We start from the raw sequence: 14,720 nt of genomic DNA, 5'->3' as shown, positions 1-14,720 counted from the left end.
AATCAGCCGCCGAGGCCCAAGCTTCGGCGGCTTTTTTTATGCGCCAGTCGTAGCAGGTCGCCGGCAAAGAATCGCTCGATTGCCTTCGACGGTCGGCGTGAAGATGATGGTCCCCTGCCCTTTGCCGCGTGGCTTGAGTTGCTTGCGCCAGGTCTCGAGCTTCAATTCGAGGCCGCGTTGTTTCAGCTCGAGCGTGCCCCAGTCCTCGGTCGCGACCGCCTTCTTCAGTCGCTTGTTGTCGATCTTTTCCTGCGTGATCACCTCGAACCGTTGCAGCAGAGGATGATCGAGAGGCTGTCCGCCGGTTAGGTAATGCGACTGCGCCGAGACCCGCACCAGATCGTGCCGCGCTGCCAAGGCATCGACCAGTCCCGAAGCGACCAGGGCTGGATCTGGATCGAACAGATAAGTGTCGACGGCCGCGGACTGCTTGAGTTCAACCAGCGAATCTTCAAAACAGGTGGCCTGACCGTTGCCATCTATGCGAGTTGCGCGTCGCGTGCCGGGGCGATCGGTGAGGTTGCCCAGCCAGACCATCAACTGTTTGCATTCGCGATGGTTTGAAATCCATTCGCATTGGCCCGCCTCTTCCCAGTCGGCTGGAATTGCATTGGCCGGAGCGAGCTTCAAAGCCGCGTTGGGATTCTGCTGCAGCATCGCTTCGAGATGCTCGAGGCTGGGACGAAACTGATCGAGGCGAATGGTGCGCGTCTGCTCAGGTCTTCGGTCCGGGTCGATATGCCACGCGGCGAAGTCAGCAAGCGAAGTTTCTTCCGCGAGGCCGCAATGGCGATCGGCAAGCTTTGCGCCGTAGGCATGAACGTTCGCTTCGGCAAAACAAAGATGATCGTCAGAGGCATCCACCGCGACCACCTCGCACCGCTGAGCGATCGCAATCAAGTCGCCGCCGATGCCACAGCAGAGGTCGGCCACCTTCTGCCCGGCAGGAAAGCGAGCCGCTTTATAGGTGGCGATTTGCTCGTCGGTCGATTGCTGCAGCCCGATGTCGGAGAAGAACATTTGCCATGCCTGAGAGAACTTGCGCGTCGCTCGCTCGCGCAGGTCGAGCTGTTGCAGGAGCTGACTGGCCTGATCGTTGGAAAGCTCGTTCCGCAGTTTTGTCAGGGTACCCAGCGACTGACGGTCGACAGTCGAAAGCCAGTCAAACCAAGGCCGGGCTTCGGACGAGACCAGCCAGGACGATGTGGCGGAAAATGCCGGCTGTTCGGGTGATTCCATTTCTTCGATCTGCGGAAAACTTGGCGGCGGCTCGGGTCTTGCGATGTGCTGGCATCCCATTCACGACACACCCGGCGGTGGTTCGATGAAAGGAAAGGACAATCGCACGGAAGGAGGTCCAAGGTGTTTCGTCGCACAATTATGTTCTGGACTGCAGCCGCCGCCAGCTTTGGCGTGCCGTATAGCTATTACAATCCCTCCGTGCGCGAAACGGTGCAGACCTATTGGAACAAGGCGACTCAGGTCTTGCCAACCGGTGAAGCCGCTCCGGCTGCTTCGATTGGTGGAGAAAACCAAGCTTCCGGGCAGAATCTGGTAAGTGTGCCGAATTCTTTCGCCACTGGTTCGCCATCGATCGGTGGCAAGGCAATGGGGCCAGCTCCGACCGCGCCGGTCTTCGAGCAACTTGATCATGTGATCAACTTCAACGCCAATCCACGCTGGGTCATGGAAACCTGGCCGCGCGTTAGTACCACGGTCGGGGATTTGCATCTGGAAGGAATGCGTGTGCCGCTGGTCAGTGGATCGCGGATCGACGACATTGCAGGCTCGCTGACCTATTACTTCGATCAAGAGAAGACGCTGCAGCGAATCACCTTCCATGGCACGACGGGGGACGAGCGTCGTCTGGTTGCCATGCTGACGCAGCACTACAAGTTCGAACTCGAACCTTCGATCTCCGGTACGTTGTACATGGTCAAATGGAATGGCGACCCGGTCAGTGTGCTGCGTGTCGAACCGACCGCGGTAATCAACCAGGCCATGCCTCATTCACGATTGAAGATCGATCTCGAAATCAATCGTCCTTCCCGCTACTACACCCTGAGTCCCGAGATGGCTCAGTTGGTGACCCGCGACAAGAACGCTGGTCGCTGGGGTTTCAAGTAAGCGGTATCTGGCTTCCTGACTGGGAATAGAATCGACGTCCCAGCCTTCTTTAAGAAGCGGCTCGAGAGTGCCATATCCGCGACTTCGTGATGAACGACGGACCCGAGGGTATGACACGCAATCTTGCCGCGTGTGAGCGATTCACAAAGAAGTGAATTGGCCCACGGTGCGAACTGGACAGCATACGGCCCAGTATGACTAAAAAGCGGTCGAGCGTATTACTCGACCTTTTGATTTGATTACGTTGCTAATTAAATTATCGACCGATTCGCAGCTCTGCTTCAGCCAGTTCGATCGCTTCCTTCGCTTTCAGCGAACGATCGGCGATTTGGACGACCGATTCATCCGCCAACCACTTATTGACCTTCTTCTCGGCCGAGATCACGGTGCTGTGGCTGCGACGCTGGAAGTGTTGGCAGATGTCTGACAGCGCGGCACCGGTGTGCTTGCGAGCCAGCCACATCGCCAGCATGCGAGGATTGCTCGCACGACGTGATTTCGATTGCGAACGGAGCAACTTCGTATCGACGCCGAAGACGCGACATACGGCCGCTTCGACATCGTCCAATCGCATCATGCTACTCTGCTGCGGAATCAGATCCGACAACAAGTTTTCGAGCACGGCGATCGAAAGTTCGTTGCCTTGCACGGCACAATAGGCCCACAAGCGGTTGATCGCGCCCGAGATCAAACGACCTTCGCCAGGCAGTTGACGGGTGAGCCAAAGAGCGACTGGTTCGCTCAAGGCAACGCCACGCTTTTCAGCCAGACGAGTAATCATGGTTTGTTTGCAAATGTCGTCGAGTGGTTCGACCTTGCAGATCAGACCACTCGAGAAACGTGCCACCAGTTCCGTACCCAGGGCCGAAAGTTCGGTTGGGCGTTGGTTACCTGCCAGAATGACCTGGCCACCGCGACGCGTGATCGCATCGAGCGTGTGGAGCAGTTCCGTCTTCGTCGCACGTTTGCCGGCAAAGAACTGCACGTCGTCGATAATCAGCACACCGACGTCGCGATACTTGCGGCGGAAACTGGCCACGCCTGAGGACTGCAAGGCTTCCAGGAAGTAAGTCGTGAATTGTTCGGCCGACAGATAGACGACACGACCCAGCTCTTTCTTTTGCTGAGCAAGTCCGTAGATCCCTTCCAACAGGTGCGTCTTGCCGCTACCCGAGGGGCCGTGGATATAGAGAGGCGAGATCTGGCCGGGCTGCTGCAGCACCATGGTGGCAGCCGTCTTGGCCATTGAGTTGCAATCGCTGACAACAAAATCTTTCAGCGAAGCAAAGCGGCGACGTTGAATGATCGACTGACCACTGTCGCAGGAAGTGCGAGATGGTTTCGCTGCTGGGGCCTGGGCACGCATCTTCTTCTCCGGAGTCGGAGTGGAAGTACTCTGTGCCTTCTTGGCGGGGGCAGAACCTTCGCGGTAAATGACCTGATGGCCAGTGAGTTGAACGTCGGAAAGAGCCTGGCGAACTGCTTCGTGAAAGTTCTTGCGGAGGAAATCGAGATTCACTCGACTGGTCGATTCGATCAACAAACAGCCTTCGCCCAAGCGAAAGTGCGTGTTGTTCGTTCCGAACCAAAGATCGAAGCGATCTTGTCCTACCCTTTCGATCATTGCGAGACGCAACGCAGGTAGAATTTCGATGTCTTCCGTGACCACAGGCTGACTCTTTCAGCGAGTCGAAGATGCGAGATTCCTTCTGGAATGTCGATCCTCAACCCCAGACGGGAGCGAGGCAAAAACAGGCGGCATCAACAGCCGCGTGGAGGACGATTGTATGCAAGCTAGCACCCCTGTCAAACCTGTGAGAAGCAGCCTGGAAGAAAAAAAGCCAAGGGGGAAAATCGCCCTCGCGGAATGCCCCTGATTTCCCGGAAATTTGTCGCTAGCTGCGGCTTTCCATTTTCTAACATGATCTGAACATGAGCGTGGATAATTTGTCGAATCCTGCGAAATCTCGCTCAAGTCATCGGCCATCGATGGTTGTATCGTGTTGAAATCATTCGAGTTGCGAACTTGGGCCCGTCGAATTTGACGTTTGACACGTTTGGTCATGCTTCGTGAAGATTGGCGAAAGAGAACGTAAACCGATCCCCTCGAATGGTTCACGCGACCGCCATGTTGCCACGGCGTAGCGACAGCAGATAGAGCTGCTTGGAATCGACCTGATGAAACCCGAAGCGGCGGTAGAGAGAGAGTGCGGGTAGGTTCCTCTGATCGGCTCCGGTGACGACGCTTTGGCAATCCAATTGACGAGCGATGTCAATAACTAATCGTAATACCTCACCCCCCAACTTACGGCCGCGAACCGCCGGGACCAGGCCGAAGTAGATCAATTCCAGTTGATTGGCATCTTGGTGGTGAGCCAAGATCAATACGCCAGCCGGAACCCCCCGATGGTGAAGCTGAAACCAGTACTCGGTCGACTGACCGCTGGTTGCGAAGTAACCGTCCAGTACGTCTTCGATTTCCCGCAGGCCGTCCAGTTCGGGGCAATCGAGGCTATCGACGTAGGTTTGCGCGACCAGATCGACGTACGAAGGATCGCGACGGTCCTCGCATACCGTCCACTGAAGCTCTTGCGAAGGAGCTTCCGCATAGAACTCGTCGCTGTAGGCTTGAAGCGTGTCGAGGATCGTGATCGGTCGGAATCCGCCTCGCGACAGTAATTCGCCGGCGCCTGGATTGTCGGCCCCAACCAGGCTTTGAATCAAATGGCAACCTTGCTCGGTGGCCTTCTCAATTGCTTCTCGCAGTAACGTATCGACGGTGCATTCCGATTCGCTGGGAAGACGCCCAGGGCCCCAAATCGTGGCGATTCTTCCTGGCTGGTTCAAGCACCACAAAGAAGCAACGATCCGTTTCCCACGTTTTGCAGTATAGAGACCGTTGAAATGGATTTTGCCTTGCTTTTCTGCCGCAAGCAACGCGGTGACACGACCTCGGCTGGCGAGCCTGGTCCGACCACCGGTTGCCATCCATAGGGCAGCGCCATAATGCTCGGGCAAGGCGAGGCCAACTTCGAGATGGTTGGTGTGTTCAGCATCCATATCTCTAGCGTAGCACCGAGCCTGAAACTTGTCTTCAGGGAATTTTAGGCACCCATGCCCGCGATTTACTTTCCTTCTTGCAGTGGATGCGGGACAATAAGAGCGGCAAGGTAAATTCGCCGAAGAACAGCATGCCTGGGTTGAATCAGGCGAGGGAGGAAATCATGCGACTGCTGCATTCCATAAGAATGTTTATTGCTTTAGCGGCAATTCTAATCGTGGCGCCCCAATGGGTAATGGCTCAAGGAGCACTCGATCGACTCAATAACTTGATCGATCGCGTTCAATCGAACACATTGCCACCGCCGCTTCCTCCGGATCAGCCCACGCCAGCCACGGCCACGGTCGAGAAGCCGTTCATCGGCGCGATGCTCGACACGGCGGTGTCCAGTTCGTTCCCGAATGGGAAAGATGGAATTGTCGTGACCGAAGTCAATGCTGGAGGGCCCGCCGACAAAGCTGGTCTGAAGCAAGGTGACCAGATCATGACCATCGACGGCGCTGTTTACAGCGACCTGCAGAGTCTTGGCACCTGGATGCAAACGAAGAACCCAGGCGACAAGGTTCGCATGCAGGTTGGTCGCGATGGGAAGACCGTCGGGCTGGATCTGGTGCTGGGCGGCCAAGAGGTAGAAGTGAGCGATCCGCCAGCGAGACCTGCGCGTCCTGGTGGTTACGATCCACTCGGTGTCGAAGGCACCATGCCTCCACCGGTCGACACGTTGCCTCCACCTGCCAACGAAGCACCTCGCGTACTTGGTGTTCGTGTGGTTCCTTTGACGGAACAAATCCGTCAGCAGACGGGCGTCTCGGTGCGACGTGGCGCTTACGTCGAAAGTGTCAGCCGCGATGGCGTGGCCGATCGAGCGAATATCCCCGCCGGTGCAGTGATTGTCGCTTACGATGGTCGTCGCGTGGACGATGCCGTCGAGTTGATCCAGTTGGTTCGCAATTCTCCTGATAACCGCGCGATTCCGGTGAACTACTACTTCGGCAATCGCATGGAAACGACGCAGGTCTACTATGGCGATCCTCGCCAGTTGCCACAGTCGCCAGAACCTCAGGCCGACAACGACCGCCCTGCCCTGCGGATGTTGCAGCAGGCTCTCGGAAATGTCGAAGGGGGCAACGTGCAAGGTGGTAACTTCGCTTCGCAAGAACAAGTCGATTCGTTGAGTCGACGCGTGCGAGAACTGGAGCAAGAGATCCGAGCCCTGCGACAAGAGATGCAGTCCCTCAAAGCAGGACGCGATCTGTAAATCGATCCGCATCGCGTCGATAGCTCACATCCACAAGAGACGAAGCCAGACAGGCTCCGTCTCTTGGTATTTCGAAGCGGACCGTCGTCCGGCAAGCGTTTCTCGCGACATGCCTTTCGCTGTTGCATTACCCCAAGATAAAACCACCGTAGAAGGAGCAACAACCAAATGGACGACTGGATACTACTGGCGAATCAAACGTTGAACTGGGATTCGTTTTTACGGTTGGCGCTCGCCGCGTTGTGCGGGGCCGTCCTGGGATGGGATCGCGAGCGAAAGGCGAAGCCGGCCGGGCTGCGAACCAACATGCTCGTCGCTTTAGGGGCCGCCACCTTCATGGTGATCGGGCTCGACTATCAAAACTCGCTGCAAGAGCCTTCGCCCGATTGGCTGAGGATCGATCCATTTCGGATCTTGTCAGGCATCATCGGTGGGGTCGGTTTTCTGGGAGCGGGTTCCATCATCGAATCACGCGGGAACGTGCATGGTTTGACGACCGCCGCAACCATCTGGGTTTCAGCAGCAACCGGTTCGGCTTGCGGCATGGGCTTCTACGGCGTGGCAGTCATGGCAATTGGCCTGGGACTGGTCACGTTGATCGCAATTGGCTTCGTCGAACGGTATTCGTTCCAAGATCGCGAAGCACCGCCTGCCCGGCAGGACTAGCGATTCGCGTTCATCGTCTTCGAGAAATCGCGGATGTGCTGCTTGAAGCGATCGAGCAATTTGCATTGGAATCGATACGGATTCCAGATCATGGCAATCTGCCGCGTCGGTTTGGTGCCATGGAGCGAGCGGTAAACGCGGCGGTTACTGGCGTCCAGTTTCTTTGCCATCGCGGGGATCATCGAGACGCCATGTTTGAGCGAGACCAGTTCCTGGACGGTCGCCAGTTGGCTGGTCCGTTCGACCGAGATCGGGTTGAAAGATCGATGACGACAGAAGGTCACGATGTTGTCCGACAGACAGTGGGCTTCGTCCAGCAGCACGAACGGAAACGGTTCGACATCGGTCAGCTTGATCTGCTTCTTCTCGACCAGCGGATGATCGACCGGCAAGACCAGCAGCAACTCTTCCTCGAATAGCGATTCGATTTCCAAGTGCTTGGCCGAGATCGGTAACGCCAAGATCGCCAGATCGATTTCTCCTTGTTGGCAGCGACGCAGCAAGTTGTCGGTGGTGTCTTCTTGAACGGTGAGTTGGGCTTTCGGGAACGATTCGGCGAAGGGGCTCAGCATTTCTGGCAAGTAGAAAGGAGCGATCGTTGGAATGGCTCCCAGCCGAATTCGACCACTCTCGCCATCGTCCGAAATCTCGGCCTTGGTATCTTCGACCAGGGCGACAATGCGATGGGCTCGGGAAAGCAGGAGTTGCCCGGCATCGGTCAGCGTGACCTTGCGGGTTTGCCGTTCGAACAGAGGTTGTCCCAGTTCATCTTCCAGGCGGGCGATCGATCGGCTGAGGGCTGGCTGCGAAATGGCCAGGACTTCCGCAGCCCGGGTGAAGTTGCCGAACTCGGCCACTTTCAGGAATTGATGCAACTGTTCGATTTCCATTCCGCGATCCTGAATCTTTGCCTGATGCAGTGCATGCATAGATAGAGCGTAGATTATGCATGGCATGCATTACGAAGGCCACCCCTCGGAATCGCTGAAATCGCGTTGGTCGGGCCGAATTCAGATGAAGACTCGACGAGAATTGCCCGTTTGCATTAGGGCATCGGCGATGACCTGGGCAATTTTCTCGCTCCCTTGGGCCGATGGTTCGATCGGCGAGATGGCAGAATAATCACCGGGGTCATCACAGATCAGTCGCAGGTCGATGAGCGGAAGATTGTTGCGGAAGGCCGTTCGTGTGATCACATCGTTATAGACACCCAGGCCGGCACGCTCGGCAACGCCCATCCCTGGAATGGAATCGTAGATTGTGCAAACGGCCAGCGGTAATTCCTTCATCAGCAGATGCAGGATCAGTTCGCGATATTCCTGAGCGAACGTATCGACCGCGGTCGCGACGCGTCGCAATGATTCCGCCAGCGGAGCAGGATCGTCGGTGAACAATTCGCCCGATGCCCACAACGCATCGTTCCCTCCGATACTCATCACCAAGTGCGTCGTTGTTTTTGGGATCGCGTTGGACTGATGAAAGACATCCGACGCCCGCGCTCCGTCGACAGCTCGCAAGGTTGCATCGCAGTCTGCCGGTAGCTTGCCTTTGAGAAGCTCGATTACCGATTTGCCTTCAGGCACATATGCGGCGTTATCAAAGATGGAATCGCCCAACAGAGCAACATGACCTGGCATGATGGCAAACGCTCCACTTCCTAAGAGGAGGAAGATGATCCGTTGGGGCGAATCACCTCCGGCAATGGTTCACCTTCCGGGATGAACCGCATGGAAATAGAGTTTACACAGTGGCGCGTATCTTTGGGAGTGAATCCTTCCCCCTCGAAGACATGGCCCAGGTGACCATCACAGTTTGCGCAAACAATCTCCGTTCTTCGCCCATCGGCATCTGGTACGCGAAGCACCGCTTCAGGAAGGTCGTCGTCGAAACTAGGCCAGCCACAATGGCTATGGAATTTATCGTCGGACTGATAAAGCGGCAGATTGCAGCGCCGGCAAATGAACGTGCCAGGGGCAGCCAGATCGGTGTATTCCCCGGTGAAGGGACGTTCGGTTCCTTTGCGAAGAATCACGTGCGCTTCGGCATCGTTCAGCGAGTTGTACTCGGTCGACATAATCGCGGCTCCGGGCTGAGGAAAGGGACGAACTTATCAGGCAGTTTCATTCTAGGCGTTCGCCGCCGGGCAACAATCCACCGGCCTGCTTTCCTGCCGCAAGACCCGTTTGGATCGGCAATTTGACATTCTGTTTGCCATCGCTGTTGTGATCCCCTAAACAGGTGATAGCTTGAGGAGTTCTGATAGGCGGTTTGAACCCAGCAGAGGATACAGCCATGTTTCGAACCAAACTGATTCTGACGATCGCGATTACTTGCATTGGAATCGGTAGCTGGAGCAGGTCCGGCAGTTCTGCCGAGTTGGAAAAGAAATCGCCAGATCAGTTCGATGGGCGTGACCTGTTTCTTCATCAATGGGAACCGAACGACGAGCTCAGCGGGAAAGGTGACGGGCTGGGTCCTCTGTTCAACGGTCGAAGCTGCGTCGAATGCCATTCGCAAGGTGGCGTTGGGGGCGCCGGCGACAACACGCACAACGCCCAGTTTCTCTCGTTTCTGCCAGAGACAGGCGACTTCTCCGACGATGGCCTAGAGGTCTTTCTCGGTAACTTGAAAGGTATGCACCCCGACTTCGTCGATAAAGACGACCAGTTCTCGCTCGGCGTGCTGCTGCATCGAAAAAGTACGAACCCCGATTATGCTCCGATTCACGAGCGTGTGACGGCGGAAGTTCCCAACGATTTCAATACGCGACTGCGTATCCGCCGTATGCTGCGTAAGCGAGACATCCGGGGGATCGATGCGTTGCCGTTAAATCTTGTGATCTTTGACCAAGGTTTGCAGTACGCAACCGCCGAGCGCAATCCACCGCAACTGTTTGGTATCGACGACATCGACAAGCAGATTCGCGACGCGGATTTGAAGCAATTGGTCGAAACACAGAAGCTCAGCCGCACTGGTGTCTCCGGTCGAATGGCCGGCAAGTTTGGGTGGCGTGGGCAGATGCGGAGCCTCGATCTCTTCGTGAAAGGAGCGTGCGCGATCGAAATTGGTTTGCAGGTCCCTGAGTTTCATCAGACAGCCGACCCGCTTCGTCCTGAGTATGAACTAAAGGGAGCCGATCTGAACGAAAAGCAGATCTCGCTACTAGTCAACTACGTACGCGAGCTGCCCCGTCCAGAGCGAGTCATGCCGGCGGACGACGATGCCAAGGCGTTGGCGATTGAAGGACAGAATCTCTTTACTGCAGTCGGTTGTGCCGAGTGCCATGTGACCGACGTTGGTTCGCTGAAAGAGGTTTACTCCGATTTCCTGCTGCACGATATGGGACAGCAGTTTGAAGACCCGATCCCTGCCGAGCCCAAAACGGAAACCATCCTGCAAGAGAACATGGATGTGATTTCTTCGTACCATGGCATGGTCCGCCGCAAAGTCACGACCGAGTTGGTCCGCGAGTTGGCGATCGAGCCAGAGCAACATCGCGAATACAAAACGCCGCCGCTGTGGGGCGTGGCCGACTCGGCTCCTTATCTACACGATGGTCGCGCGACAACGTTACGGGCTGCCATCGAATGGCATGGCGGCGAAGCTTACTCCTCCTATCGTCGCTTCTCGCTTCTGAAAGAGAATCAGCAGTTCGCGCTGCTGAAGTTCCTCGAAACATTGAGGGCTCCATCATCCGCAGAGCCAGCACCTCCACAAGAGACCGAAACTCAGGTCAGCAATCGTCCATCGACGATGCCTGTTCAGTCACGGTAGGTGGTAAGGGATTTTTGGGCGAAGATGCATTGCGCAATTTGCGGCCTGATGTTTGCAAATTGTTTGCCAGCTAAGGGACATTGCCTTAAACAGGTGGGTAGGAACCCGCATTTGCTGGTGGAAGTCGCTTCGTGGAACAAGGGGAATGGAAATGTCTCGTCTCCCATCTATTCTCGTATTGCTAGGTATCGGTTGCCTGGCCAGCCCGGTATGGGCTCAGTTTGATTCCGACCCGGAATCGATCGAGCGTGGTCGTGAGCTCTTCACGCATCAATGGAAACCGAACGATACCCTCAGCCCCAATGGCGATGGCTTGGGACCGGTTTACAACGCGAACAGTTGCGTCGCCTGTCACGCCCAAGGAGGCATCGGCGGAAGTGGCGCGAACGAGAGCAACGCCCAAATGCTCGCCTTCGTCCCCGAACCGGGCAAGTTCACCTCGCGTAACATCGATTCCATTCGTAACCGTCTGCGAACGATGCATCCGCTGTTCGTCAACAACGATGGCAACATTTCGACCGGCGTTCTGCTGCATCGCTACAGCACTAATCCTGATTACGCTGCAATTCACGCCAACGTGACGCAGCCGCTTGAAGAAACGTTTAATTCGCGTACGCGTATGCGTCGGATGCTGCGAGAACGTAATCTCAGCGACATCGGATTTCTTCCGCTGAAACTGGTGACCTATACCAAGGACCTGCAGTTCGCCCTGGCCGAACGCAATCCACCACAGTTGTTTGGTGCCGGCGAGATCGCAGACAAGGTCCTCGATTCCGACATCGAAGCGATCGCGCGGGCGCAACTTCTTACGAGCAACGAAACGGGGATATCCGGGCGAAAGGTCGGCCGCTTCGGCTGGCGAGGTCAATTGGACGATCTCAGCGCGTTCGTCAAAGGGGCCTGCGCGGCCGAAGTCGGTTTGCAGGTCGATCAGATGTATCAGTCGCCCGATCCAACTAAACCGAACGAAAAACTGGAAGGCGTCGATCTGACGGCTGATCAGACGAAGCAGTTGATCGACTACGTCGCAGCCCTTCCCCGTCCGGCTCAAGTTCTTCCGGAAGATCCGAACGCCCGCAGTCGCGTGACCCAGGGACATCTGCTGTTCGAATCGATCGGCTGCGCTTCGTGCCATGTCGAAGATGTTGGCGCCTTGAAAGGTGTCTTCTCCGACTTCCTGCTGCATGACATGGGTCCCGAGTTTGAAGATCCGATTCCAGCCCAGCGTATTCCGGTGCAAGTGGTCAGCATTGAAGACCGCTACGAGATGCCGTCGTACTACGGTTCGGACTATATCCCGCCGCGGATCATCGTCGAAAAGTACAGCGTGGCAATCAAAGAAGATCGCAAGGAATACCGCGAGTACCGTACGCCGCCGCTGTGGGGCGTGGCCGATTCGGGGCCTTATCTCCATGACGGACGTGCCGAGTCGATTCGTGCCGCCATCGAATTGCACAACGGCGAAGCACGCGGAGCGACCGCGACCTTCATGCGGTTGAATGAAGAAGAGCAGTTCAGCGTGATCAGCTTCCTGGAATCGCTGAAAGCTCCAGAGTCCGCCGAAATGGTCCCTGATCGAGTCGCTGAACGCCCCGTAACCGACGTGGATGCCGACAAGATTTCCTCGACCATCGAGGGTACAATGGATTCGGTGGCCTCGCGATAGAAGACGGGGCCCAAACGCCCCGTTGGAATCTGCCGAGGACTGGTTATGCAATCTCGGGCAACCTCCCTGCCCCATCGTCGAACTGTCGGGCTGACCCTGCTGCTGGCAGCAGGCGTCAGCCTTCTTCTGGAATCGCCCCTTCCCGCCCAGCCAAAACCGGTTACCGATGCCACCACGCTGGATGGCAAAGTGATGACTGGTTACCAGGGTTGGTTTCGTTGTCCTGGCGACGGCACCGAGCGTGGTTGGCTCCATTGGAGTCGTCGTTCCACGATCACGCCGCAGTCGCTGACGTTCGAGATGTGGCCAGACCTTTCCGAGTTCAGCTCGACCGAAAAATATGCCGTCCCTGGTTTCTCGCATGTCGGGGGAACGCCTGCTTATCTGTATAGCAGCGTCAATAAAGAAACGATTCAGCGGCATTTCCAGTGGATGCAGCAGTATGGGATTGATGGCGCGTTCGTGCAGCGTTTTCTCGTGAACCTGCGTGATCCCTCGTTTGAGACGGTGCTCGAAAACGTTCGTGTCGCAGCGAAGGACTCAGGCCGAACCTTTGGCATTTGCTACGACCTGTCAGGCTATCCAACCGAGCGAATCTACAGCCGGCTGACCGAAGACTGGCGAGATATGTGCGATCGACGCAAGGTGACGCGCGACGAACGCTACCTCGATCACGACGGTTTGCCGGTGGTCTTTCTGTGGGGACTCTATTCCGACCGTTTCGATGCGAAGCTTGCCCACCGCTTGATCGACTTCTTCCACGAAGAAGGTCCCTATCGAGCGACCGTCATCGGAGGCGTTCCGCCGCAGTGGCGACGCGATCGTGATCCGCAGTGGGCCGCCGCCTATCGGAAGCTCGATGTGATCAGCCCTTGGAATGTGGGCAATATCGAGATGCGTGGCGGTGAGAAGATCGCCAACACCAACATCTGGAAGGAAGATCAAGTCGCTGCTACCGAAGCAGGTGCCCGGTTGTTGCCGGTGATCTATCCTGGGTTTGCCTGGACCAATTTGAAAGGTCCCGTGGCCCAACGAGACACCATCGAGCGGCGCCGCGGAGACTTCTTCTGGGAACAGTGGGTTGCTGCTGCGAAGTTGAAGACAGGGATGGTCTACGTGGCAATGTTCGACGAAGTCGATGAAGCGACCGCGATCTTTAAGGTGACCAACGATCCGCCGACCCAAGGAAGCTACGCCACCTACGACGGCTTGCCGAGCGACTGGTACCTGCGTTTAGCTGGCGAGGGTGGCCGGATGCTCCGCGGCGAAGTGCCGATCTCGGAGCAAATCACGATCACGCCGCAGCGTTAGCTACTTGGTCGACTTGCTCGAGTCGATCCAGCCCAGCGAGGTGAGGAACTGGTCCATCTCGCTGACGGTTTCGTTGTACCAGCGATTCTTGTCACGGCCATGATTGAAGAAGCCGTGCCCTTGCCCCTCATAGATTCGCAGTTCGCTGGTGACGCCGGCCGACTGCGACTTCTTCTGAAAGTCTTCCGCAATCGAGACCGGGATCAACTTGTCTTGCGAACCGAGAAACACGATATGGGGTGGATCGTCCTTGCTGATGTTGTGGGCCGGCGAGAACTCCGCGACGCGATCTTTGACACGGCCAGCACCCCAGCCACCCTTGCCGTTGTTGTAGACCGGGTTGAACAAGATCATCGCGTTTGGCTTGGTCGAAACGCCCTCTTCTTTCTGCGTGACGGTGCCCAGGTAAGCCGCCAGATGACCCCCTGCCGAACCACCGGCACTGGCGATGCGATTGGGATCGATCCCTAGCTCGCCGGCGTGCGAACGAACCCAACGCATCGCGTCCAAAGCATCTTCAACGCAGATGGTCGGTGGATCGTTGTTGTCGCGATCGAGCAGGCGATATTGGACCTGAACGCAGACCAATCCTTCTTTCGCCAGATGCTTGCTATGTTCGGTGAACTGCCCAGGGGCACCGCCGACCCAGCCGCCACCATGAAAGAACACCACGGCAGGACGTGTGTCCGATTTCTTCCAATCGGCAGGCTTGGTAACGTAAAGCGTTAACGACTTGCCATCAACTTTCTTGTAGACGGTAGGCTCGCCAACCGGTTTGGTGGCCGACAACAGCGGCGAAGCAGAAAGAAGGAACAGCAGCGTAAATGCGAGGCACAGGCGTGGCATGAGTCAGGTCT

The 14,720-nt window shown here is 56.6% G+C and carries 13 protein-coding genes; 6 read left to right on the top strand and 7 right to left on the bottom strand.

The window, feature by feature from the left end; translation table 11 throughout:
* Positions 1–36: 36 nt before the first annotated feature.
* Positions 37–1,239, bottom strand: coding sequence for a class I SAM-dependent methyltransferase (locus ABD890_RS03745; RefSeq protein ID WP_345086016.1), 1,203 nt, complete (start codon positions 1,237–1,239; stop codon positions 37–39).
* Positions 1,240–1,362: 123 nt separating this feature from the next.
* Here ABD890_RS03745 and ABD890_RS03740 point away from each other — a divergent pair, with 123 nt between their 5' ends.
* A complete protein-coding gene (locus ABD890_RS03740; protein WP_345086014.1) occupies positions 1,363–2,127 on the top strand; it encodes a DUF6690 family protein in 765 nt (254 codons plus the stop codon).
* A gap of 256 nt (positions 2,128–2,383) precedes the next feature.
* Here ABD890_RS03740 and ABD890_RS03735 read toward each other — a convergent pair whose 3' ends face one another.
* Together ABD890_RS03735 and ABD890_RS03730 are read right to left on the bottom strand one after the other, a co-directional pair.
* Positions 2,384–3,796, bottom strand: a complete 1,413-nt coding sequence (locus ABD890_RS03735; protein ID WP_345086012.1) for a DnaA/Hda family protein — start codon at positions 3,794–3,796, stop codon at positions 2,384–2,386.
* 446 nt (positions 3,797–4,242) lie between these two features.
* On the bottom strand, positions 4,243–5,187 hold the full coding sequence (locus tag ABD890_RS03730; RefSeq protein WP_345086010.1) for a GNAT family N-acetyltransferase: 945 nt from the start codon (positions 5,185–5,187) through the stop codon (positions 4,243–4,245).
* A 164-nt stretch (positions 5,188–5,351) separates the two neighbouring features.
* Here ABD890_RS03730 and ABD890_RS03725 point away from each other — a divergent pair, with 164 nt between their 5' ends.
* Both ABD890_RS03725 and ABD890_RS03720 read left to right on the top strand, forming a co-directional pair.
* Positions 5,352–6,446: a PDZ domain-containing protein gene (locus ABD890_RS03725; protein WP_345086008.1), complete on the top strand. Its 1,095-nt coding sequence runs from the start codon at positions 5,352–5,354 to the stop codon at positions 6,444–6,446.
* Positions 6,447–6,614: 168 nt separating this feature from the next.
* Positions 6,615–7,112, top strand: a complete 498-nt coding sequence (locus tag ABD890_RS03720) for an MgtC/SapB family protein (protein WP_345086007.1) — start codon at positions 6,615–6,617, stop codon at positions 7,110–7,112.
* On the opposite strand, the gene ABD890_RS03715 is transcribed toward ABD890_RS03720, so the two are convergent.
* The 3 genes from ABD890_RS03715 to ABD890_RS03705 form a co-directional block, all read right to left on the bottom strand.
* Entirely contained in the window at positions 7,109–8,002 is an 894-nt protein-coding gene (locus tag ABD890_RS03715) for a LysR family transcriptional regulator (protein WP_345086005.1), read from the bottom strand. The genes ABD890_RS03720 and ABD890_RS03715 overlap by 4 nt on opposite strands.
* Positions 8,003–8,122: 120 nt before the next feature.
* A complete protein-coding gene (locus ABD890_RS03710) occupies positions 8,123–8,749 on the bottom strand; it encodes an SGNH/GDSL hydrolase family protein (protein WP_345086003.1) in 627 nt (208 codons plus the stop codon).
* Positions 8,750–8,769: 20 nt separating this feature from the next.
* The gene (locus tag ABD890_RS03705) at positions 8,770–9,186 is read right to left on the bottom strand and encodes a methionine-R-sulfoxide reductase (RefSeq protein WP_345086001.1); all 417 of its coding nucleotides are present in this window, start codon (positions 9,184–9,186) and stop codon (positions 8,770–8,772) included.
* Between the two features lie 218 nt (positions 9,187–9,404).
* Here ABD890_RS03705 and ABD890_RS03700 point away from each other — a divergent pair, with 218 nt between their 5' ends.
* The 3 genes from ABD890_RS03700 to ABD890_RS03690 all read left to right on the top strand — a co-directional run bounded on the left by ABD890_RS03700 (position 9,405) and on the right by ABD890_RS03690 (position 13,863).
* Positions 9,405–10,886 (top strand): di-heme oxidoredictase family protein, encoded by a 1,482-nt coding sequence (locus ABD890_RS03700; RefSeq protein WP_345085999.1) that lies wholly within the window; start codon positions 9,405–9,407, stop codon positions 10,884–10,886.
* Between the two features lie 151 nt (positions 10,887–11,037).
* The gene (locus ABD890_RS03695) at positions 11,038–12,552 is read left to right on the top strand and encodes a di-heme oxidoredictase family protein (RefSeq protein ID WP_345085997.1); all 1,515 of its coding nucleotides are present in this window, start codon (positions 11,038–11,040) and stop codon (positions 12,550–12,552) included.
* A 45-nt stretch (positions 12,553–12,597) separates the two neighbouring features.
* On the top strand, positions 12,598–13,863 hold the full coding sequence (locus tag ABD890_RS03690) for a glycoside hydrolase family 99 protein (protein WP_345085995.1): 1,266 nt from the start codon (positions 12,598–12,600) through the stop codon (positions 13,861–13,863).
* On the opposite strand, the gene ABD890_RS03685 is transcribed toward ABD890_RS03690, so the two are convergent.
* Complete coding sequence (locus ABD890_RS03685; RefSeq protein ID WP_345085993.1) at positions 13,864–14,709, bottom strand: alpha/beta hydrolase; 846 nt, start codon at positions 14,707–14,709, stop codon at positions 13,864–13,866.
* Between the last annotated feature and the right edge of the window lie 11 nt (positions 14,710–14,720).

The sequence above is a fragment of the Bremerella cremea genome, from assembly GCF_039541315.1.
GTDB classification, from domain to species: domain Bacteria; phylum Planctomycetota; class Planctomycetia; order Pirellulales; family Pirellulaceae; genus Bremerella; species Bremerella cremea.
Note: the sequence above shows the minus strand (reverse complement) of the source record. Positions and strands in the feature narration are given on the sequence as shown.